The organism is Shewanella psychromarinicola, assembly GCF_003855155.1.
Lineage (GTDB): Bacteria > Pseudomonadota > Gammaproteobacteria > Enterobacterales > Shewanellaceae > Shewanella > Shewanella psychromarinicola.
Window position 1 is genome coordinate 1,169,461 of sequence record NZ_CP034073.1, and the last position, 23,311, is coordinate 1,192,771.

The window sequence follows — 23,311 nt, forward strand, 5'->3', positions numbered from 1 at the left end:
ATTTTTTTACTATATTGATTGCTATTATAATCAATATAGCAATTAATCAACAGCTTATAAGGTTTGTAATCGTGGTTATTAGTTTTTTTAAAAATTTATTTAATTTTCGTGACCACAATGAACAAGTCAAATTTACTGGCATAACCACAGTAGAGAAACGTCAACAAACTAAACCGAAAGCGCCAGTCCCTGCAATTGAGATCACCGTAAATCAAGCCGCTGAATCACAGTTAGACTTGTCTAGTTTATTTTATAGTTTGTTATTTTCAAACCAACAAACGACAGTAACCGGGATCGCCAATAATTTAGAGCGTAGCGTGATGCGAAATATTGAACAGGCATTAAGCTCACCTCAATCGATTGCAGAAAACGTATTAAAGCTACCCAGTAAAATACTGGAACTCGATAAAAAACTTGCCGATGACAGTATTGAAACCCAAGCGTTAATAAAACTCATTGAGCAAGATCCATTATTGTGTGTTGAAGTCCTTAAACTTTGTAATTCATCCGCTTTCAAACGAGCGAATAGTGATGTTAGTAGTATTCAGCAAGCATTAGTTCAAGTGGGTCGACAGCAATTAAGGCAATTTATTACCGCGTGTTTAGCCCGTCAGTTGATAGATATAAAACCTATTTATTTTAGACGGTTCGGCGCTGAAATTTGGCGCCACTCTATGCAAGTGGCTTTCTTGGCCAGCGAGTTAGCCAAGCCTGATCAGCGTGACAGTGCTTTTCTTTTGGGCTTGCTCCATGATGTCGGTAAAATTGCTATTTTTAAAATGCTGGTAGATGCTTTTTATCAAGCTGAACCTGGAGATCAGCCTAACTCACAGCTATTTAAGCAGGTCATGACCACAAAGTCGTTAACCCTGAGTGCGCTTTTAGCCCGTTATTGGCAACTACCACAACACTTTGAAACGCCATTAACTCTCCTTGCCAATAGTAATATTAAGCCTACAGACGATATGGCACTGCTAGTCTGGAAAGCTAATATTATTAGTGAGTGCTCAATGCTAAAGCAAGTCGATAAATTACCTAAACCGGCATTAACGGTTTTGTTAGCTCAAGTAGAGTGTAACGAAGAAGATTTTATTGCATTACATCAAAAGCTTATGCAATTTTAAATTAACCTCAGTCCGGGAATAGGAGCAGTTTTATAACCATTTATGACCCCAAGTTTAGGCTTAATGAGTATAACGCCCATAAAAAAGCGCCTTTCGGCGCTTTGTCACTTCATTTTAGTGGCAGCTGAAGCAAACTATTGCAGTAATGAAATATCTGCAACGTGTAAGAACTGCTCACGAAGATTGGTTAATAAGGCTAAACGATTATTTTTCAATGCTTCATCATCAGCCATTACCATCACATCTTCAAAAAACAGATCGACACTTTCGCGTAAGTCAGCTAGCAAGGTTAATGCTTGTTGGTAATCGCCATTGGCAAACAAGGGGGCTAACTGCGGTTGCAGTTGTGCTAGTTTGTCGGCTAAGGCTTTTTCTGCTGTTTCGGTTAATAGTGCTTGGTTGATGGTTTCAGGCAGTTTACCTTCAACTTTAGCCAGAATATTCGATACCCGTTTATTCGCTGCTGCAAGCGCGGTAGAAGCGTCTAAACCACGGAAGTGAGAAACAGCATTAATACGGCTGTCAAAGTCTGCTGGACGAGTAGGGCGACGAGCAAGTACGGCCAAAATAACATTGACTTGAATGCCTTTATCTTGGTACCAAGCACGGAAACGTGCGAGCAGGAACTCAAGGACATCTTCGCCGCTATTGGCATTAGTCACGTTAGCTGCGTGCAATGCTTGAGCTTTAGCTATTAATTCAACTAAGTCGAGTGGCAGTTTGTTTTCAACGATAATGCGTAAAATACCAATGGCTGCACGGCGAAGGGCAAATGGGTCAGCCGCCCCTTTTGGAGCTTGGCCAATACTAAAAATACCCACTAAAGTATCGAGCTTTTCAGCTAACGCAACGGCACATGATACGCTTGCTGTTGGTACTGTATCCCCAGAAAACTTAGGTTTGTATTGCTCTTCAAGCGCCACGGCAACGGCTTCTTCTTCGCCGTCTAAACGGGCATAATGCATGCCCATAGTGCCTTGAGTGTCGGTAAACTCCATAACCATATTGGTCATAAGATCGGCTTTAGACAATAAACCGGCGCGGCTGGCATCAGCACTATTAGTGTTTACACCATTGTCGTTCATTTGCGTTGCAATGAAACCAGCTAGCGTTGAAATACGCTCAACTCGGGCCTTTAATGTGCCCAGTTGTTTTTGAAATACCACAGTTTCCAAGCTATCAATACGAGATTCAAGCTTTTGTTTCTTATCAGTATTAAAGAAAAACTCTGCATCAGCAAGACGAGGGCGCACCACTTTTTCGTTACCTGATATAATCTGTTGTGGATCTTTTGATTCGATGTTGGTAACAAAAATAAAGTTAGGCAGTAGCTTGCCTGCTTTATCAAATACGGGGAAGTATTTTTGGTCACCTTTCATGGTGTAAACCAAGGCTTCAGAAGGCACATCTAAAAACTTTTCTTCAAAACTGGCCGTCAATACAATTGGCCATTCAACTAATGAGGCCACTTCTTCTAATAAGCTGTCTTCAATATCGGCAACGCCGCCTAATTTGGCTGCAGCGGCTTCAGCATCGGCTTTAATCAGTGATTTACGCAGGTGATAATCGGCAAGGACTTTTCCTTGCTCTTTAAGCGCGGCGAGGTAGTTGTCTGCATGATCCAATTCAAAGCTCGCTTGGCCCATAAAGCGATGTCCGCGAATTACGCGGTCAGATTTAATCCCAAGTAATTCGCCAGAAACTATTTCGCTACCTAGTAACATGGTCACTGTGTGCACAGGGCGAATAAACTGCGTTTTGTTGTAACCCCAACGCATTCGTTTTGGAATAGGTAACTTGTCTAACGCTCGCTGTGCCATGTCAGTAATTAAGCTTTTTGTTTCAACGCCAACTACTTTAGCTTGATGAACTAACCATTCACCTTTATCGGTCACTAAACGTTCGGCCTGTTCAACAGTAATACCGTTACCACGCGCCCAACCTTGTGCTGCTTTAGTTGGATTACCGTCTGCATCAAATGCTGAACTGACTGCGGGTCCACGTTTTTCAATCACTTTATCGGCTTGAGCTTGTGCTAAACCAATGACATTAATCGCTAAACGTCGAGGGGCTGCGTACCAAGTTGCAGATTCAAAAGGTAAATCTGCTTTGGTTAATTCATCGGTAAAGTTTGCTAGAAATGATTCGGCTAAAGTGCGCAGTGACTTTGGCGGTAACTCTTCGGTACCAATTTCAATGAGTAAGTTTTCAAAATTCATTCGTTACCTCTACTTACACATTGGGAAGCCAAGAGCTTCACGTGCTTGATAATAAGACTCTGCAACACCTTTTGCCATCGTGCGAACGCGAAGAATATAACGCTGGCGTTCGGTAACTGATATAGCATGGCGAGCATCAAGTAAGTTGAAAGCATGTGATGCTTTCATGACTTGCTCGTAAGCAGGTAATGGTAGCGGTTTTTCGAGTGATAAAAGGTGATGGCACATTTTTTCACACTGGTCGAACAGGGTGAACATAAAGTCGACATCGGCATGTTCAAAGTTATAAGTTGATTGCTCAACTTCGTTCTGATGGAAAATATCACCATAAGTGACACGACCTAAAGGTCCGTCGGTCCAAACAAGATCGTATACACTATCAACTTCTTGAATATACATCGCTAGACGCTCAAGTCCGTAAGTGATCTCACCGGTAACGGGGCTGCATTCAATGCCGCCGACTTGCTGGAAATAAGTAAACTGAGTCACTTCCATTCCATTAAGCCAGATTTCCCAGCCCAATCCCCAAGCACCTAATGTTGGTGATTCCCAATTGTCTTCAACAAAGCGAATATCATGTATTTGGGTATCAATGCCGAGGGCTTCAAGTGAGCCAAGATAAAGTTCTTGGATGTTGTCTGGCGATGGCTTGAGGACTACTTGGAATTGATAGTAATGTTGTAGGCGATTAGGGTTTTCACCATAACGTCCATCAGTAGGACGGCGAGACGGTTGCACATATGCACTGCTCATTGGCTCTGGGCCTAATGAACGCAAGAACGTCTGCGGGTGAAAAGTACCAGCGCCAACTTCCATATCCAGAGGTTGAACAATAGCGCAACCTTGTTGCGCCCAATATTCCTGAAGGGTTAGAATAAAACCCTGAAATGTCTTTACGTCGTGTTTCGTCGTCATGTCTACTACTGTCAGGCTATTAATAGAAAATGGTTATGATTATACCTTGTCGAGCAAGGCAGATGTAGGTTATTTTTTAACGTATACATAAAAACGTTAATGGGACTCTAGTATGCAAGTTAACCGATGTGGTTGGGTAAGTGAAGATCCTTTATATCAGCAATACCACGATACGGTTTGGGGACGACCTCAATTTGATCCCAAACAGCTTTTTGCTAAGTTATGTTTAGACGGTCAGCAGGCTGGATTATCGTGGCTTACTATTTTAAAAAAGCAGCAAAACTATGAGCAATTTTTTGCCAATTTTGAGCCCAGTATTATTGCCCAATATGATCAACACAAGGTGGAAGCATTAATGCTTGAACCGGGTATTGTGCGTAATCGACTTAAAATAAACTCGATCATCAAAAATGCCAAAGCCTATATGGCTTTTGTAGAGCAGGGTAATGATTTTGCTACTTTTTTGTGGGATTTTGTCGGCGGTTCGCCTAACGTTAATCAGTTTGAATCATTGAGTCAAGTTCCAGTGCAAACTCCTGAGTCTGAAGCTATGTCTAAGGCATTAAAAAAGCTTGGCTTTAATTTTGTCGGGCCCACAATTTGCTATGCGTTTATGCAGGCGGTGGGGATGGTTAATGACCACACCACAGATTGTCATTGTTATGGGCAGTTTTAATGAGTCTTGATCGATAATAAAAAGGGCTGTTCCACGTGGAACAGCCCTTTTTTGTCTAAGTCACTTTATTGTAAGTTAACATATTAACTGGTTTAGATTTTCTCGAAGAAAAATGGTTTACGTTGGTGTTTATCACCATTTAGTTGATCCATGGTTTCTGAGTTAAACAACTTACCATTGACCATGGTATAAGTGACTTTATCAGTAGTTCTGATATCGGCTAATGGATCGCTATCAACCACTATTAAGTCTGCCAACTTACCGACTTTAATAGAACCTAGTTGATGGTCCATTCCAAAGGTAATAGCAGGATTTATGGTCGCGGTTTTTAACACCTCCATATTACTCATTCCACCTTGAGCAAACATCCACATTTCCCAGTGAGCGGCTAGACCTTCACGTTGACCGTGTGCACCAATATTGGGTTTTACGCCGAGTTCATTGAGTTCATTTGCTACACGCGCCACGTTAAAGTGGTTGTAATGTGCGTCGGGTGCTGTGGTTCTGCGCATTGAACGTGCATCTAAAATATCGTGTGGTACATACATGCTTAGCCGAGGGTGAGCCCAAACATCGGTTTTGTCATACCAGTAGTTTTCGCCGGAAATACCACCATAGGCGACAACCAGTGTCGGGGTGTAATGGACTTCCGTCTGGCTCCAAAATTGTTTGATGTCGTTATAAATCGAGGCAACGGGTAATGAGTGCTCTACCGTTGTGTGGCCATCGGCAATCATTGACAAGTTATGTTGTAATAAACTGCCGCCTTCTGGTACCACCATCATTTCAAGTTCGCGTGCCGCGGCGATAATTTGCTGGCGCTGATCGCGACGTGGTTGGTTATAGCTTTTAACACTAAAGGCACCAACTTTTTTAAGACGCTCTAAATGGAATTTAGCATCATCGAGCGAGTCAACGTGCGAGGTGTAACCGGGTAGATTTGCGCCATACAAAATGGTACCGGTTGAAAAAATTCGTGGCCCAACAATTCTGCCGGATTTTTGCTGCTCAGAAGCGGCAAATATTTCAGTGGTGTCATTTGATGGATCATGGATCGAGGTCACCCCAAGTGATAAACCTGAATACAATGCCCAGTTTTGCTGTGGAATAATTTCATCATCTGCTTGACCTCCATGAGCGTGGGCATCGAATAAGCCTGGCATAATCGTTTTGCCGCTGATGTCGATGACTTGGGCGTCTTTAGGAATAGTGGTATTAGCACCGCCGACGCTAACAATTTTATTGTCTTTAACAATGACAACACCATTGTCGATCACCTTGTCATTTTCCATGGTGATTACTTTGCCGCCAGTAAACACCACGGTTCCACGTGGAACATCAGCGTTGTCTTTAAAACCCAGAGAGGTGATTGTAGGTTCAACTTTGGTTTCAGACTTTCCATATTGAGTGTCAACTTCTGCTTGATATAAGTCTGGGCCTAAGGTCCAATAAAGTTGGTTGTTTTTTCCGTTCCAGCTAATGCTTTCACCTGCTCTGGTACTCAATTGGATGATAGGCAAATTAGTGGCTTTAGGGCCAATCGCAATGGTTTCACCGTGTTTTGCAAAAGGCGTCACATACACTCTAAAGCGTTCTGCAAACGCTAAGTGCTCACCGTTTGGAGATAGACGAAACTCAGTGGCATGCTCACTGGTGTAATGGGTCCGTTTTTCAAAACCATTCATGCCGATGGATGCGAACTCTGGTGTCTCATCTGAATCCATAAAGTAAACCCGTTCTGGGTCCGCGCCAAATTGGGGCTGATGGCCACTGGCAGTTAGTTTGGTATTCTGTTTACCCTTGATATCGACTTTATATAAACCAGGTTCTTGTGACCAAGTCCGTGGTGTTATGTCGCCACCACGCGCTTTACGGTAAACAACATAGTCGCCATTAGGTGAAAAGGTCGGTTCAACATATTTACCAGGCTCACTGGTTAGTACTTTAGCTTTGCCACCACGGGTGCTAACGACCCTAACGGTGCCTTGTAGTTGGTCTGTCCAAGTGGTAAACACAATATCTTTGCCGTCTCGAGACCATTGTGGGAACAGTTCATTTATATCTTCGTCTAAACGCGTTAGACGTGTTTTTTTACCATTATTTATATTACGGATCCAAATTTTACCTAGAGCCTCAAACACCACTTTGTTGCCGTCTGGTGACACTTGTGCCATACGTAGCATTTTTACATTAAACTCATCTTGGTCGAGATTTTGGGTAAAACGGACCGAGGGTTGAATGTCTCGTTGAGCCTTAACACTAAATGGAATGTCACAGACTTGTTTGCTGTCTACGTCGAGTTTGTTTATTTTACCTTTAGCCCAAAATACGATGTGCTTGTTGTCATTGGTCCATGACATTGTCGGGTAAACACCATGGATTGCCCAGGTTTCCTGCATATCACGATCAAGCTTGTCATAAAGCTTGGTTTCTTTACCTGAGGTTAAATCGACAGAATATAACGTCGATTGGAATCCATCGCGTTTGATGTATGCCAGTGTTTTACCATCAGGACTTGGTGTTGGACGAATTGCACCACCGGTACCTTCGATTATGACTTCTATATCACCCGTCTGAGTATCGTAACGCTTTATTTTATAAATGCCTTTAACTGAGTCTTTAGAGTAGTGAAAGGTTTTGCCTGGGGTGGCATCTTGGCTGAAGTAGATGTAACGCCCATCGGGTGAGTAAGCGGGTTCGCCTAAATCTTTTTGTTCATTTGGGCGCTCTGTAAGTTTAACGCCTTCACCCCCTGCGATGTGATACATCCATACTTCACCAGCTCCTAAGCTGCGGGTACCGGTAAAATGTTTTCTGGCCACCAGGTATTGTGAGTCTGGACTCCAGGCAGGGCTATTTAATAGACGGAACGTTTCGGTGGTAATGGGGTGGGGATTAGTGCCATCGGCATTCATAATCCAAATATTATCGCCGCCATCCTCGTCAGAGGTAAAAGCAATATATTTACCATCAGGACTATAAACGGGCTGCATTTGCCAAGCAATACCTTGTGCTAGTGGGGTTGCTTCACCACCAGCAATCGGTATTTGGTAAATGTCGCCTAATAGATCAAACACAAGGTGTTTACCGTCTGGTGACACATTGATATTCATCCAAGTACCTTCAGAAACATTAATGTCTATTTTTGTCAGAGGTGCACTTTCAGGCGCATTGACGAGCCATTTGGTTTTTTCAACTTCAGCAAAGGCTGCTGTATTTAGCCCTAACGTTAATGCCAGCGCGGTATAAAGTGGTGTTAGTTTTTGTGTAAACATAAATTATCCGTTATTTTTTTAGTTTGTTGTTGGCTTTGTTATTCTAGTTTTTTATTTTACGAATAGCGTTAAATCAGTTCATTTATTCTTAATTCTTATATTAAGTATGAGGTTGAAATGAATTTAATGGCCCCCTTTATCGCATAATTAACGCATAAGGGGTACTACAATTCTGTTTCAATTGATGATGTATATTAACAACTTAATCATGTTGACCCATCGCAAGCGAAGTTTGCAATGAGTTTTTCGGGATAACGTCAGTAATAGAAATGGGTAAATGTGCTGCAGATATTAATGTATCAAGCTTAATTTGAGATGAGTTCTATTTAATGAATGTGGCTAAATTTATTATTTACAGCTTAGCTAAGGATGATTAGATCACCAGGCTGAATTAATCCGCCATTGATGACTCTACACGTAACACCACCACGCCAATCTGGCGTTAATGCCTGTTCTAGACCTGCATGCGCGAGTTCCATTTTTTTACAGGGATCGGTTTCGCCGGTGATCTGCAATCGAAGCTCAGTTCCAATGGTGATAATTTTGCCAACATCAGCGGCGCTAAATTGGTAGCCGTTAATTAATAAATTGGCTCGACGAGTTAACCAATCTAAATCTGTTTTGACCTGTTGGCAGGCTATTTGCCATTGCGGTTTCGACAATACGGTAACTTGGCGTTTGCCTGGTCGGCCAAAAACATCATTTTCCACCCCTCGCGCTAAGGTCACATTGGCACATAAAGCGGGTTTCATTGCGCCGCGTTTTGCCGTTTTGTATGCGATAGCTTCCAAGGTGATAGTCATTATTTACAATCCTTTTTTGAGCAAGTAATGGTAAGGGGCTTTACTGATATCGAAGGCAATTAACGTGTGGTCCATAAATTCACAAAAACTGGGGATATCACGAGTCGTAGCCGGATCATCTGCAATGATGAGTAATGTTTCACCTTCGGCCATTTTTCGAACGGTTTTACGGATCATCATTACAGGTTCTGGGCAGCGAAGTCCAAGTGCATCGAGTTGGTATTGTGCTTGGGTGTAAATATCGGTCATTGAGTGTTATCTATTTTAACTAATCTAATTAGCGCTAATATTACTCTTGTGATTTATGCTTGCCAAGTTTGCTATTAATTTATGTTTTTTTAACGTTTTTTATTTTGCCTAAAACATGTTTCACGTGGAACATTAGCCAAAGTAGGAAAAGAAAAAAATAAAAAAACGAGCCAAAATAGCTCGTTTTTTATTACTGATCATTAATCAGCTTGGCATTGGTAACCTTATACGCGTTCGAATACGGTTGCGATACCTTGACCTAAACCGATACACATAGTGGCAAGACCAAGTGTTGCATCTTTTTCTTCCATTAAGTTAATCAGGGTTGTTGAAATTCGTGCGCCTGAACAACCTAGTGGGTGGCCTAATGCAATCGCGCCACCGTTAAGGTTAATCTTCTCATCGACGACATCTTGCAAGCCAAGATCTTTAACACAAGGTAAAGACTGTGCAGCAAAGGCTTCATTCAATTCGATAAGGTCTAAATCTGCAACAGACAAACCGGCACGAGTTAATGCTTTTTTGGTTGCGGGTACTGGGCCGTAACCCATAATGGCTGGATCACAACCCGCAACAGCCATAGAGCGGATACGAGCTCGAATCGTTAACCCAAGGGCACGCGCTTTTGACTCTTCCATGACCAACATAGCAGAAGCACCATCTGATAATGCTGATGATGTACCCGCTGTCACAGTACCGTTAACTGGGTCGAATGCCGGACGTAAACCCGCAAGCGACTCGAGTGTTGTTTCAGGACGGATAACTTCGTCATTCATCACTTTAATCAGTGTGCCGTTTGCGTCGTGGCCTTCAATACCCCAAATTTCTTTGGCAAAACGACCTTCAATCGTTGCTGCATGAGCACGCTGATGAGAGCGCACGGCAAACGCATCTTGTTGTTCGCGAGTAACACCATACATTTTACCCAACATTTCAGCGGTCAAGCCCATCATGCCTGATGCTTTTGCAACACGGTTTGCGAGGCCTGGATGGAAATCAACACCGTGGTTCATTGGTACATGACCCATGTGCTCAACACCACCAATAATGAAGGTGTCACCTTGGCCGGTCATAATGGCACGAGCCGCTTGGTGAAGGGCATCCATTGACGAACCACATAAACGGTTTACGGTAACGGCGCCAGCTGTTTTAGGAATACCAGCTAATAATGATGCGTTACGAGCAATGTTGAAACCTTGTTCAAGGGTTTGCTGCACACACCCCCAAATCACATCTTCAATGTCATTAGGGTCTAGTTGTGGGTTACGCACTAATAGCGCTTTCATTAGTTCTGCAGACAAGGTTTCTGCACGTACATTTCTAAATACCCCAGCCTTAGAACGGCCCATTGGGGTACGAATGCAGTCTACGATAACAGCTTGTTTCATGATTTAATTCCTTTCCCGCTAATTAGGCTTGGTAGTAACTACCGTTGTTGGCTGCAAGTGCACGCATTGCATCGGTAACTTGATACAAGCCACCCAGATGTGCGTATTTGTCTGCTAGGGCAACAAAGTTTGCTACGCCCATGGTGTCTAAGTAACGGAATACACCGCCGCGGAATGGTGGGAAACCAATACCGTAAACCAGACCCATATCGCCTTCAGCAGGTGATGCAATAATATCTTCTTCTAAACAACGGACGGTTTCGATGATCATCGGGATCATACAACGAGCGATAATATCATCAGACTCGAATGCCTTTAATTCACCAAAAGTGGCGTGCAATAATTCATAGCTTGTTGGATCAATGTCTTTCTTCGGTTTACCGCGACGGTCGACAGAATAAGCATAGAAACCTTTGGCATTTTTTTGACCTAGACGCTTGTTTTCAAACATAATATCGATAGCATCTTTGCCATTTTTACCCATGCGGTCAGGGAAGCCTTCTGCCATTACAGCTTGGGCGTGATGACCGGTATCTAAACCTACTACGTCAAGTAAGTATGCTGGGCCCATAGGCCAGCCAAACTGTTTTTCCATCACTTTATCGACAGCAGCAAAATCAGCACCTTCAGCGAGTAGACCACTAAAGCCGGCAAAATATGGAAACAATACTCGGTTAACGAAGAAGCCTGGGCAATCATTTACCACAATTGGGGTTTTGCCCATTTTGCTAGCGTAAGCCACTACGGTTGCGATGGTTTCTTCAGAGCTATGCTCACCACGGATAATTTCAACTAATGGCATTTTATGCACAGGGTTAAAGAAGTGCATACCGCAGAAACGTTCTGGTTTCTTCAGGCTTTTTGCCAATAAATTGATTGAGATGGTCGAAGTATTTGACGCAATAATGGCATCTTCAGATACGTATTGTTCGACTTCTGCAAGCACTGTCGCTTTCACTTTTGGATGTTCAACAACGGCTTCTACAACGATATCGCTATGTTTAATGGCGGCATAATCTAATGAAGGAGTAATGTTGTTTAATACTTTAGCCATTTTCTCTGGCGTAGAGCGGCCTCGAGCAACTTGAGTCGTAAGGATTTTAGCTGCTTCGTTTAAGCCTAACTCTAATGCTGGCTGAGCGATGTCTTTCATGACAATCGGCGTGCCTTTGCTGGCACTTTGGTATGCAATACCACCACCCATGATACCTGCACCCAATACCGCGGCTTGGTTTACATCATGAGCCAGCTTACCGGCTTTCTTTGCTTTACCTTTTACAAATTGGTCATTTAAGAAAATACCAATTAGGGCTTGGGCAACGTCTGTTTTAGCCAATTTAATGAAAGCCTGTGCTTCCACTTTTAATGCGCCATCACGATCTAAACCTGCAGCGTGTTCAATAACATTCACAGCGGCCATTGGCGCGGGATAATGTTTGCCTGCAACTGAGAACACCATGCCTTTCGCTGTGGCAAAAGACATCATGGCTTCAAGCTTTGGTAACTGTAATGGTGATTGCTTTTTGGTACGTCGGGCTTGCCAATCAAGGCTGCCATTAAGTGCATCATGCAACATTTGGATCGCTGCGGCTTGTAAATTCTCTGGTGCAACAACGGCATCAATAGCACCTACTTTTAAGGCATCTTCTGGGCGTTGATCTTTAGCCGTGGTGATCCACTCAAGCGCATTATCTGCACCAATCACTCTAGGCAATCGCACTGTGCCACCAAAACCAGGAATAAGACCTAATTTTGTTTCTGGTAACCCGATACGAGCATTGGTATCTGCAACACGTAAGTCAGTTGCTAAAATGGTTTCACAACCACCACCAAGCGCAAAACCGTTTACGGCAGAGGCCGTTGGGAACGGTAAGTCTTCTAGCTTATTGAATACCGCGCTGGCTTGTTCAACCCAAGCTAACAAGGTTGCATCGTCTTGTTGAAATAGGGTTAAGAATTCAGTGATGTCTGCGCCAACAATAAAAGTGCTTTTTGCTGATGTCAGCAATAAGGCTTTAATGTCAGTGTTTTGTTTGATGCTGTCTAGCGCGGCATCAAGAGAGGCTATGGTTTCTCTGTCAAATTTGTTTACCGAACCTTGTGCGTTAAAGCACAGTTTGGCAATATTATCTTCAAGTAACTCAACCTGAATGGTAGGGCTTTGGTAGATCATTGCTTGCTTCCTTATTGCTTAAAAGCGACTTCCACATCTTATTTTACTGTGCAGTTATCAAGCTTGAATCACAGCGGTTTCGGCCATCTATTGACCAGCTAATTATCAGTGTGCGACTAAATGAGACAAATTACAACAACCAATTTAAACGGCCGTTTAATTTCTTATCATCTAGGGAGGAGTTTTTATGTTTGTGATAGACTGATCAAGTTAACACTTATTAAAAAAGGGATACTCAATGGATCTGTTAGCCCATCTATATCATGCACACATCGGTGAGCTAAATCGTCGAGTCGCTGAAATTTGTCTGCGTGAGAATATTTCAGGATTAGTTATTCATTCTGGTCAGCCGCACCGACAGTTTTTAGATGATTTAAACTATCCCTTTAAAGTGAACCCGCAATTTAAAGCTTGGTTGCCGATTTTAGATAATCCTAATTGTTGGATTATTGCCAACGGCCAAGATAAACCGCGTTTAGTATTTTACCGTCCGGTCGATTTTTGGCACAAGGTGAATGATTTGCCTGATGCCTTTTGGACTGAGCATTTCGAGATTGAATTATTAACCAAAGCGGATCATATTGCCGAATATTTACCCAAAGAGATAACTCAATGGGCGTATGTTGGTGAGCATTTGGATGTTGCAGATGTATTAGGATTTACCTCTCGAAATCCCGATGCTGTGATGAACTACTTACATTTTCATCGTGCGGATAAAACCGAATATGAACTTGAGTGCATGCGCCGAGCGAATCAAATTGCCGTAAAAGGTCATTTAGCGGCCAAAAATGCTTTTTATAATGGCGCTAGCGAGTTTGAAATACAGCAGCGTTATTTGCTCGAAATTGGCCAGGGTGAAAACGAAGTGCCTTATGGCAATATCGTCGCATTAAATCAAAATGCCGCTATTTTGCATTACACTGCTTTAGAACATATAAATCCAGCACAGCGTTTATCATTTCTCATTGATGCTGGGGCCAGTTATCACGGCTATGCTGCTGATATAACAAGAACTTATGCATTTGAAAAAAACCGATTCTGTGAACTAATTGATGCACTCAATAAGGTGCAATTAGCCATCATTGACACCATGAAACCCGGGGTTAAATACACCGATCTCCACATTGCGACTCACGAGCACATTGGTCAGTTATTGATTGATTTTGGCTTGGCTAATGGTACGGTTGAGCAGTTAGTTGCCCAAGGCATTACCCGAGCATTTTTCCCCCATGGCTTAGGTCATATGTTGGGGCTACAAGTCCATGATATGGGCGGTTATGCTCATGATGAACGTGGTACTAATGTCGCCGCGCCAGATGATCACCCATTTTTACGTTGCACCCGAGTGTTAGCAGCAAATCAGGTACTCACCATTGAACCTGGTATTTACATTATCGATACCTTGCTTGAGCAACTATCTGCAACCGCTAAGCTAGCCATTAATTGGCAAACTGTTGCTGAGCTGCGTCCATTTGGTGGTATTCGTATTGAAGATAATGTGATAGTGCATCATAACCGAGTGGAAAACATGACAAGAGAGTTTGGTTTAGTTGATTGAATATTATTCAGTTCCAACAGCTAATGTATTGATTCAAGAAGAGATAAAGCATAGTCGCTTTATCTCTTTGTTATTTCATTGTCCACACCCAAATGATATGAAGTTAGCACTTACTGACATAAAGCGGCAATATCCTGGAGCGAATCATTATTGTTATGCTTTTGTCTCTGGCAGCCCTGAAAACACCATTGATATGGGGTCCAGTGATGATGGTGAACCATCAGGTAGTGCCGGCAAACCCATGTTAGCGTGCTTACAAGGCGCAAACATGGGTGAGCTTGGTGCTATTGTGGTGCGTTATTTTGGTGGCACCAAGTTGGGTGTCGGTGGTTTAGTGCGTGCTTATACTTCGGGTATCAAGCAAGGATTAACGCAAATACACACTCAGGTGAAGCATTTAAGGTATCGGGCAAGCTTAGTGTGCCATTATGCACAACTAACTGATGTTGAGTATTTAGTTGCTCAACATGATGGCGTGGTGACGGATAAAATGTTTAGCGACATTGTTGAAATACACTTTGAGCTGGCTAAATCACACCATCAGGCTTTTAATCAAGCATTAGCGACACTGACTCAGGGCCAACTACAAGTAACGTTTACAGTTTGAGCTATGACTAACTTATGCCAGAATGTCACTCAATAGTTAAATCCGACGCAGCACAACTTAAACAGAATCCTTAATGCAATATAAAACAATTATTAGAATCACAGGTTTGCTGATGGGGTTATTTTCAATCACCATGTTGCCGTCAGCATTAGTGGCTATCTTGTATAAAGATGGTGGCGGTACTGCTTTTATTCAGGCCTTTTTTGTCAGTATTTTTTTAGGCTTTTTATTGTGGTACCCCAACCGTCATCAAAAAGGTGATCTACGAACTCGTGAAGGTTTCTTGATTGTGGTGCTGTTCTGGACAGTGCTGGGATCCATAGGTGCGCTGCCGTTTATTTTTGCTAATAACCCCGATTTAAGTTGGACCGACAGTTTTTTTGAATCATTTTCAGCCTTAACCACCACGGGCGCTACCGTGATTGTTGGGCTAGATAATTTACCTAAGTCAATATTGTTTTATCGCCATTTACTGCAGTGGATGGGTGGTATGGGTATCATCGTTTTAGCCGTAGCCATTTTACCGCTGTTGGGTATTGGTGGTATGCAGCTGTACAAAGCTGAAGTACCAGGCCCGGTTAAAGACACTAAAGTGACCCCTCGCATCGCCGAAACAGCTAAGGCTTTATGGTATATATACTTTTTGCTCACTACCGCTTGTGCTTTAGCATTCTACTTTGCTGGTATGGATGCATTTGATGCGATTTGTCATTCATTTTCGACCATTGCGATTGGCGGTTTTTCTACTCATGATGCGAGTATAGGCTATTTTGAAAGCCCGTTAATTAACGTGATTTGTGCTGTTTTCTTGCTCATTGCGGCAGCCAATTTTAGCTTGCACTTTGCTGCATTTACTCGCCGTGGTATTAACGTTAAGGTCTACCTAAAAGACGCGGAGTTTAGGGTTTTGATTGCCGTGCAACTGGTGTTGACCGCAATCTGTTTTGCGACATTATACCAGTCAGGTATTTACGATACTCCTGAGAAAACCCTTGATTATGCCTTCTTCCAAGTGGTATCGATTTCAACTACCGCAGGTTTTGGTACTGAAGATTTCCATTCTTGGCCGTTGTTTTTACCGATTTTATTAATATTCTCAAGTTTTATTGGTGGGTGTGCTGGTTCTACTGGCGGCGGCATGAAAGTCATCCGCTTCATTCTACTTATTTTGCAAGGTTCACGTGAGCTAAAACGATTAGTTCATCCTAAGGCTTTGTATTCCATTAGGATCGGCTCAAAGGTATTACCCGATAGAATTATTGATGCGGTGTGGGGATTCTTTTCCGCTTACGCATTAGTATTTGTGACGTGTATGGTGATTTTAATGGCCATGGACATGGACGCCATTACCGCATTCAGTGCCACTGCCGCGAGTTTAAATAACTTAGGACCCGGTCTGGGTGATGTGGCATCAAATTATGCCAGTATTTCAGACGGTGCCAAGTGGGTACTGGTGATGGCGATGTTATTTGGTCGATTAGAAGTGTTCACCTTATTGGTGTTATTCACCCCTACGTTTTGGAAAAATTAATGATGAAAACTGCAATTCTGTACTCTACAGTCGATGGGCAGACGCTGGCAATTTGTCAGCAAATCAAGCAAATTTTAATGACAAATGGCGAGCAGGTTAGGGTGGTTAACCTAGCGGAGGCTGACGCGGATGATTTAGTTTGTGTCGATAAAGTCGTTATTGGTGCCAGTATTCGATATGGCAAACATCGACCAGAATTGTTCAAGTTTGTTGAGCAACACAAAGCCATACTCGATACCAAGCGGAACAGTTTTTTTAGCGTAAACGTTGTGGCAAGAAAGCCTGAAAAAAACACTCCAGAAACCAATCCTTATATGGTGAAGTTTTTAGGACTCTCGGCTTGGAAGCCTCAGCTATTAGGCGTCTTTGCGGGTAAGATAGATTACCCTCGTTACGGTTTCTTCGATAAGTTTATGATCCGATTTATCATGTGGATGACCAAAGGACCGACCGATACACAGGGAACGTTCGAGTTTACGGATTGGAGTAAAGTCGATGATTATGCCAAACAAATAACAGGGCAAATGTAACCTCATGACACCAACAGCGTGTCCAATGACATATTATTGGGCACACTATTCACTCTCAACGCTATTTAAGCCTTTATGTTAGTTAAGCGCAGTAGCGTCGATGTAGAATAGAGATAACTTCGGTTACTTGCTCATTTTTAAGCGTGTAATAAACCACTTGTGAGCTCTTACGAGTGTTGACCAAATCTTGGGTACGCAGTACCGCTAAATGCTGTGACAATGCTGATTGGCTCAGCGGCACTGTCTCATTTAACTCCGTGACACTTAATTCTTGTTCTAACAATAAACATAAAATCATTAAGCGGTAAGGATTCGCAATGGCTTTTAACCATTGTGCAGCCGTTTCGGCATTAATAAGCATCGTTGCGACATCGATATCTTGCTTCATGAGTGTCCTTATGTAACCTTTAATTGCGAGTTAGTCTGGGTTCAGTTTTGTTTTCTATATCATAATACTTTTGCTTCATAGAGATCTCAATTTAAACGATTAAATATATGAGCCATTTCTAATTTGTGATCTTTGCAGGGGTTTTAAGAGACTTTTTTTGCCAAACTGATGAAAATCAATCAGCAATGAGAATCAAAAATGGCCAATGTTTTAGTGTTGTATTATTCTCGGGGTGGCCACACCGCACATATTAGCCGTGCAATTTCAGAGCAAATTCAATCCCAAGGCGATAATTGTGATGTGATGAATATTCAAGATAAAACCCCAATCGATTGGTCTAAATACCAAGCTGTTGCGTTAGGGGCTTGTGTCTTATATGGCTCATATCACAAATCGGTGTTTGAATTTGTTCGTGAAAATCAGCGACACTTGTCGCAGTTACCCAATAGTTTTTTTTGCGTCAATGTCGTCGCTCGCAAGCCAGAAAAACGCATCCCCGAGAACAATAAATACTTACAGAAGTTTTTAACCTTATCGGCGTGGAAACCCCAAGATGTCAAAATTATTGCCGGTAAAGTCGATTATCCTTCTTGGCCTTGGTATGACAGCTTAATGATCCGCCTTATTATGAAGATGACCGATGGCCCCACCGATCCTACTGCAATTATTGATTATACTGATTGGGACGATGTGAAGGCCTATGCTGACCATATTACCCATTTAGCGTCTTCTGGAGTCGTCATTGCCTAAGCAATATTAATAACGCCAAAATTTAGGGTGAAACAACACTGCGACAGTCAGTATTTCCAAGCGCCCTAATAACATTCCTAGTGCCAATGCCCATTTTGCTACGTCAGGAAGTGGAGCAAAGTTTCCTGCTGGGCCAATAATAGGACCAAGGCCTGGTCCGACGTTGGTGACCGCAGTAATCGCTCCTGTAAAGCTGGTCATTGGGTCTAACCCTGTCAGTACTAATGTAATTGAAAGCACTAATATCACGATAACCATCAGCATAAAAAACGCCATGATTGAGCGGACAATATCATCACGAATACGATGGCCATTGTATTTGTCTTTAAACACCCCGTTAGGATGAAACTGTTGTTTAATTTGTTGACGCATAATTGAGAATGCGATTTGGAAACGAAATATTTTTATCCCACCAGATGTTGAGCCAGAACAACTGCCAATAAACATTAGAAATAGAAATATCACACTGGCGAAAGCCCCCCAAGATTGATAGTCCGTTAACCCATAACCTGTGGTAGTGATAACCGAAATGACATTGAAGCTGGCTAATCTTAATGCATCTAAAAAGTCTATTTGCTGGTGTTGCCAAAGCCAAAAGGCTAACGAAAATGACACCAGTAACACAAAGCGTAAAAATCCTTTTACCTGTTGATCATTCCATAAGCGTAAGCTGCGTTGCTGTATGGTTTGTACAAACATCAATAACGGCAATCCGCCTGCCAACATAAACACGATACTCACCCAATGAGCCGAATGTGAAAAGATGGCCATTGATTTATCTGAGGTTGAGTATCCTCCGGTCGATAATGTTGTCATTGCATGATTGATTGCCTCAAACCAGTGCATGCCAGCAAGGTGATAAGAATATGCACATAGCATTGTTAATGCCGCATAAATCAAGAATAAGTGTTTAGCCATATGCTGGGTGCGGGGGATCGTTTTGTCACTCCAATCAGAGGATTCGGTCCTAAATAAGCGCATACCCCCCACATTCAAAAACGGTAGGATTGCCACGGCCATGACAATAAAGCCTATGCCGCCAAGCCATTGTAATAATGAACGCCAGACTAAAATACTATGGTCCATATTATCTAAACCAGATAAAACCGTTGAACCTGTGGTGGTAATGCCTGACATAGTTTCAAAAAAAGCGTCGGTATAATTAATACCGTGATAAAGCGTGAAGGGTAAGGCTGCAAATAAGCTGACCACAAACCAAGTTACACTTGTCAGCATAAACATGTCGCGGATGTTGAGGTTGAAATGATGGTGTCGGCCATTTTGAATACACAGAATGGCGATAAAGCCGGTAAACAACCCAGAGATCATAAAGTCTCCAATGGTTTCTTCAGCATAAAACAGTGCAAAAGCCATTGGTACCAGCATAAATCCTGTTAGTATCGCCAGAAAAATACCGATAATGAAAATGATTTGTTTGAAGTTAAGCATAAGAACTTAAAAGAAAAATGCGCTAGGTTGAAATAACTTTTCTACGTCACCGATGAACTTCTTATTGACCAAGAATAAAATGACATGGTCACCCTGTTCGATTACCGTTCTATCGTGGCCCATTAACACCTCATCATTACGAACAATGGCGCCAATGGTGGTTCCTGGCGGCAGCTTGATATCACCAATTTTTTTCCCGACCACTTTTGAGGTACTCGAATCACCATGGGCGATGGCTTCAATGGCTTCTGCTGCACCACGGCGCAATGAATAAACATTACAAATATCACCTTGGCGAATATGCGTCAGCAGCGCTGAAATAGTAGCTTGTTGCGGAGAGATGGCGATATCAATGTTAGCTTCTTGTACTATATCAACATAGGCTTCACGTTGGATCAGCACCATGACTTTTTTAGCACCCATACGTTTGGCGAGTAGAGCGGACATAATATTGGCTTCATCGTCGTTAGTGACGGCGATAAACACATCGGTTTGATCTATGTGCTCTTCAAGCAATAATTCTTGGTCTGAGGCATCACCACAAAACACGGTGGTTTTTTCCAATTTTTCAGACAGTAACTCTGCGCGCTCTTGACGGTGCTCAATCAATTTAACCGAGTGAGTACGTTGTAGTTTTTGGGCAAGGCCAAAACCAATATTACCGCCACCGGCAATCATTATATTTCGGTACGAATTATCCAGTTTTTGCATCTCACTCATTACCGCGCGAATATGGCGGCTATCGGCGACGAAAAACACTTCGTCATCGGCTTCAATAATGGTGGTGCCACGCGGCATAATGGGACGACCTTGTCTAAAAATAGCCGCCACCCGGGTATCAATATTGGGCATGTGCTCACGTAATGTGGCGAGTGCGTTACCCACTAGTGGGCCACCATAATAGGCTTTAACCGCAACAAGGCTGAGTCTACCCTTCGCAAATTCAAGAACTTGAAGTGCACCAGGGTATTCGACCAATCTTTGTATGTAAGCGGTCACTAACTGTTCTGGTGCAATTAACTCGTCAATAATAAAACCGCCACGAGGTTTGGCATCTCCGCTTTTAATTTCACTGCTGATAAATAGTTTATCTTGAAGTTCCAAATAGGCTTCTGAGCGAATACGCGCAATTTTTGTCGGTGTGCCAAAAAGGCTATAAGCGATTTGGCAGGCAGACATGTTACATTCATCGCTGTTTGTTACTGCAATGAGCATGTCCGCGTCTTCTGCTCCCGCTTCTTTTAGTACACTCGGATGGGCGCCATGACCGACAACAACACGCAAATCAAATTTGTCTTGCAACAACCTTAGTCGAGCGCGATCACTGTCGACGAGTGTGATGTCGTTATTTTCACCGACCAAGTTTTCAGCTAATGTGCCGCCAACTTGTCCAGCCCCTAAAATAATAATTTTCATGGCTTGAGGTACATCCTTAAAGTGCTTTAACTAGGCGAGCGTAATAAAAGCCGTCCATATTGTCTTGTCCTGGCAAAATCTGCCAACCGATATCATCGAGATGAGTTTGTTGCTCTATCGGTACTAAACTCGCATCGGGTGTCCGTGTTAGAAATAGCTCAACTTGCTGGCTGTTTTCTTGGGGTAAAATAGAACAGGTTGCATATAATAAGCAGCCACCCGGTTTAAGCCATTGCCAGCAATGATCCAATATTTGTGTCTGTAAGTTGGCTAACTCTTCAATATCGCTATTTTTACGTAACCATTTTATATCAGGGTGACGACGAATAACGCCTGTGGCTGAGCAAGGTGCATCGAGTAATATGCGATCAAATTGCTGTCCTTGCCACCATGATGGGATATCAGCAGCATCGCCGTGAATAAGCTGCGCTTTTAAATGCAACCTGTCCAGATTTTGTTGTACTCGAGCTAGGCGTTTTTGATCAAAGTCGACTGCGACTAAATTAATATCGGGAGCAAGCTCTAGTAAATGGCAACTTTTGCCACCTGGTGCAGCACAGGCATCTAGGATCAATTCATCCGCCATTGGTGCCAGTAAGGTTGCAGCCCATTGCGCGGCGCCATCTTGAACAGAGACTGCTCCTTGCATAAAATCAGGTAAAGCGGTCACATCTTTTGCGCCTTCGAGCAATATAGCATCTTGGCTTGGGCCTGCTTGGGCGGGAATATCGTGTTGGGCTAATGCCGCTAAATAAGCATCACGTGTTTGTGATTGCTGATTATTACGCAGCCACATGGGTGGACGCTGATGGCTTTGCTCAATAATGTTTTGCCAATGGTCTGGATAAGCTTGTTGTAAGCGTTTAATAAACCAAGCTGGAGTATTAAAACGTAGGGTTTCGGAGTCGGTGTTTAAGGCGGCATCTTGGCGCTGTATAGTACGCAATACACCATTGACCACTTTTACCAAACCATCAAAACGTAACTGTCGGCAGGCTTCTGCCGTTTCAGAAATCGCGGCATGTGCCGGAATGCGAGTAAAGTAAAGCTGGTAACAACCGACAATCAACAATTGATGTAATATGCGCTGCTTTCCCTTAAACGGCTTGGCTAAGCAGTCGCTGACGCATTTGTCGAGTTGTGGCAATTGGCGCATAACGCCGTAACATAGTTCTGCTAATAGGGCTTTGTCTTTGCCATTTTGCAGGTGTTGTTGCTGATCGGGTAGCGCTACCGATAACGACATACCCTTTTCAAGTACTTCATAAATCGCTTTAGCTGCCAGTGCGCGCACATTCATGCTAGTTAGCCTCTTGGTTTAAACACACACCAGCGGTAAACCAATCACCACGAGCATTCAAAATATCGGCCACATTAAGTGGCTTTTTGTTGGGCAGTTGCATGGTCTGAATAATTAACTTGCCATCAGCGGTAGCCACTTCAATACCGAGTTTGGTTGCCGCGATAATGGTGCCCGGAGCTTCGTGACATACTTCTGCGGAATAATCAGCTTGCCAAACTTTAATGGTACTTTGATGATGCTCAAAATAGCTGACGGGCCAGGGATTAAATGCGCGGATGTCTTGCCATAATTGCTTGGCTGTTTTACGCCAATCAAGACGCGCTTCTTCTTTAGAGAGTTTTGCCGCGTAATTGGCGAGCGATTCATCTTGCTTTTGAGCCGTTAACGTCCCTTCGCTTAATCCTGCTAAAGCCTCAATTAATGCTTCAGGTCCTTGGGCTGCGAGTTTTTCATATAGACTGGCTGAGGTGTCGCTCGGTTCGATGGGTAAGCGGGTGTTAAACAGCATATCACCAGTGTCTAGGCCGATATCCATTAGCATAATGGTGACACCGGTTTCTGTGTCGCCTGCCCATAATGCTCGTTGGATAGGCGCGGCTCCACGCCAGCGCGGTAAAATTGAACCGTGAACATTAATACAACCTAAACGCGGAGTATCAAGGACTATCTTTGGTAAAATCAACCCGTAAGCAACAACAACCATGATATCGGCATTGAGGTGTGCTAATTCCGCTTGTGCCGCATCATTTCGTAATGATGCTGGTTGAAATACCGGAATGGCATGCGCTAATGCCAGTGCTTTTACTGGGCTTGCTGTAAGTTTTTTACCTCGCCCTGCGGGTCTATCGGGTTGAGTATAAGTCGCAATCACATCATGTTCAGAGTCGATGAGCGCTTGTAAATGTCTGGCAGCGAAATCCGGAGTACCGGCAAAGATAATTTTTAACGGTTTCAAAT

The 23,311-nt window shown here is 43.0% G+C and carries 19 protein-coding genes; 7 read left to right on the top strand and 12 right to left on the bottom strand.

Annotated features, from left to right (window positions below; all coding sequences use genetic code 11):
- The first annotated feature begins 71 nt into the window (after positions 1-71).
- Entirely contained in the window at positions 72-1,124 is a 1,053-nt protein-coding gene (locus EGC80_RS04975; RefSeq protein ID WP_124012921.1) for an HDOD domain-containing protein, read from the top strand.
- A gap of 134 nt (positions 1,125-1,258) precedes the next feature.
- Here EGC80_RS04975 and glyS read toward each other — a convergent pair whose 3' ends face one another.
- Together glyS and glyQ are read right to left on the bottom strand one after the other, a co-directional pair.
- Complete coding sequence (glyS, locus tag EGC80_RS04980) at positions 1,259-3,343, bottom strand: glycine--tRNA ligase subunit beta (protein ID WP_124012922.1); 2,085 nt, start codon at positions 3,341-3,343, stop codon at positions 1,259-1,261.
- 9 nt (positions 3,344-3,352) lie between these two features.
- Entirely contained in the window at positions 3,353-4,258 is a 906-nt protein-coding gene (gene glyQ / locus EGC80_RS04985; RefSeq protein ID WP_101033455.1) for a glycine--tRNA ligase subunit alpha, read from the bottom strand.
- Positions 4,259-4,370: 112 nt separating this feature from the next.
- Between glyQ and EGC80_RS04990 the strand changes: the two genes are divergently transcribed.
- Positions 4,371-4,934: a DNA-3-methyladenine glycosylase I gene (locus EGC80_RS04990; RefSeq protein ID WP_101033456.1), complete on the top strand. Its 564-nt coding sequence runs from the start codon at positions 4,371-4,373 to the stop codon at positions 4,932-4,934.
- 92 nt (positions 4,935-5,026) lie between these two features.
- On the opposite strand, the gene EGC80_RS04995 is transcribed toward EGC80_RS04990, so the two are convergent.
- The 5 genes from EGC80_RS04995 to fadB all read right to left on the bottom strand — a co-directional run bounded on the left by EGC80_RS04995 (position 5,027) and on the right by fadB (position 12,822).
- A complete protein-coding gene (locus EGC80_RS04995; protein ID WP_124693459.1) occupies positions 5,027-8,209 on the bottom strand; it encodes an amidohydrolase family protein in 3,183 nt (1,060 codons plus the stop codon).
- A 359-nt stretch (positions 8,210-8,568) separates the two neighbouring features.
- Positions 8,569-9,012 (bottom strand): MOSC domain-containing protein, encoded by a 444-nt coding sequence (locus EGC80_RS05000; protein WP_124012924.1) that lies wholly within the window; start codon positions 9,010-9,012, stop codon positions 8,569-8,571.
- A gap of 3 nt (positions 9,013-9,015) precedes the next feature.
- Complete coding sequence (gene tusA / locus EGC80_RS05005; protein ID WP_101033459.1) at positions 9,016-9,261, bottom strand: sulfurtransferase TusA; 246 nt, start codon at positions 9,259-9,261, stop codon at positions 9,016-9,018.
- Between the two features lie 224 nt (positions 9,262-9,485).
- A complete protein-coding gene (gene fadA / locus EGC80_RS05010; protein ID WP_101033460.1) occupies positions 9,486-10,649 on the bottom strand; it encodes an acetyl-CoA C-acyltransferase FadA in 1,164 nt (387 codons plus the stop codon).
- 22 nt (positions 10,650-10,671) lie between these two features.
- Positions 10,672-12,822: a fatty acid oxidation complex subunit alpha FadB gene (fadB, locus tag EGC80_RS05015; RefSeq protein WP_124012925.1), complete on the bottom strand. Its 2,151-nt coding sequence runs from the start codon at positions 12,820-12,822 to the stop codon at positions 10,672-10,674.
- A 238-nt stretch (positions 12,823-13,060) separates the two neighbouring features.
- On the opposite strand from fadB, the gene pepQ reads away from it, so the two are divergent.
- The 4 genes from pepQ to hemG (EGC80_RS05035) all read left to right on the top strand — a co-directional run bounded on the left by pepQ (position 13,061) and on the right by hemG (EGC80_RS05035) (position 17,048).
- Positions 13,061-14,380 (top strand): Xaa-Pro dipeptidase, encoded by a 1,320-nt coding sequence (pepQ, locus tag EGC80_RS05020; RefSeq protein WP_124012926.1) that lies wholly within the window; start codon positions 13,061-13,063, stop codon positions 14,378-14,380.
- A complete protein-coding gene (locus tag EGC80_RS05025; protein ID WP_124012927.1) occupies positions 14,373-14,987 on the top strand; it encodes a YigZ family protein in 615 nt (204 codons plus the stop codon). The genes pepQ and EGC80_RS05025 overlap by 8 nt, the downstream gene beginning before the upstream one ends.
- Positions 14,988-15,060: 73 nt before the next feature.
- The gene (locus tag EGC80_RS05030) at positions 15,061-16,518 is read left to right on the top strand and encodes a TrkH family potassium uptake protein (RefSeq protein WP_124012928.1); all 1,458 of its coding nucleotides are present in this window, start codon (positions 15,061-15,063) and stop codon (positions 16,516-16,518) included.
- 2 nt (positions 16,519-16,520) lie between these two features.
- The gene (gene hemG / locus EGC80_RS05035) at positions 16,521-17,048 is read left to right on the top strand and encodes a menaquinone-dependent protoporphyrinogen IX dehydrogenase (RefSeq protein ID WP_124013015.1); all 528 of its coding nucleotides are present in this window, start codon (positions 16,521-16,523) and stop codon (positions 17,046-17,048) included.
- Between the two features lie 82 nt (positions 17,049-17,130).
- Here the strand turns inward: hemG (EGC80_RS05035) and EGC80_RS05040 are convergent, their stop codons facing one another.
- Positions 17,131-17,436: an ArsR/SmtB family transcription factor gene (locus EGC80_RS05040; RefSeq protein ID WP_101033465.1), complete on the bottom strand. Its 306-nt coding sequence runs from the start codon at positions 17,434-17,436 to the stop codon at positions 17,131-17,133.
- 198 nt (positions 17,437-17,634) lie between these two features.
- Here EGC80_RS05040 and hemG (EGC80_RS05045) point away from each other — a divergent pair, with 198 nt between their 5' ends.
- Positions 17,635-18,186, top strand: a complete 552-nt coding sequence (hemG, locus tag EGC80_RS05045) for a menaquinone-dependent protoporphyrinogen IX dehydrogenase (protein ID WP_124012929.1) — start codon at positions 17,635-17,637, stop codon at positions 18,184-18,186.
- A 6-nt stretch (positions 18,187-18,192) separates the two neighbouring features.
- Here hemG (EGC80_RS05045) and EGC80_RS05050 read toward each other — a convergent pair whose 3' ends face one another.
- The 4 genes from EGC80_RS05050 to fmt are packed head-to-tail and all read right to left on the bottom strand — an operon-like array spanning position 18,193 to position 23,309.
- Positions 18,193-19,635 (bottom strand): TrkH family potassium uptake protein, encoded by a 1,443-nt coding sequence (locus EGC80_RS05050; protein ID WP_124012930.1) that lies wholly within the window; start codon positions 19,633-19,635, stop codon positions 18,193-18,195.
- A 6-nt stretch (positions 19,636-19,641) separates the two neighbouring features.
- Positions 19,642-21,051 (bottom strand): Trk system potassium transporter TrkA, encoded by a 1,410-nt coding sequence (trkA, locus tag EGC80_RS05055; RefSeq protein WP_101033468.1) that lies wholly within the window; start codon positions 21,049-21,051, stop codon positions 19,642-19,644.
- Positions 21,052-21,067: 16 nt separating this feature from the next.
- On the bottom strand, positions 21,068-22,351 hold the full coding sequence (gene rsmB / locus EGC80_RS05060) for a 16S rRNA (cytosine(967)-C(5))-methyltransferase RsmB (RefSeq protein ID WP_124012931.1): 1,284 nt from the start codon (positions 22,349-22,351) through the stop codon (positions 21,068-21,070).
- Between the two features lies 1 nt (position 22,352).
- Positions 22,353-23,309, bottom strand: coding sequence for a methionyl-tRNA formyltransferase (gene fmt / locus EGC80_RS05065; protein WP_124012932.1), 957 nt, complete (start codon positions 23,307-23,309; stop codon positions 22,353-22,355).
- Between the last annotated feature and the right edge of the window lie 2 nt (positions 23,310-23,311).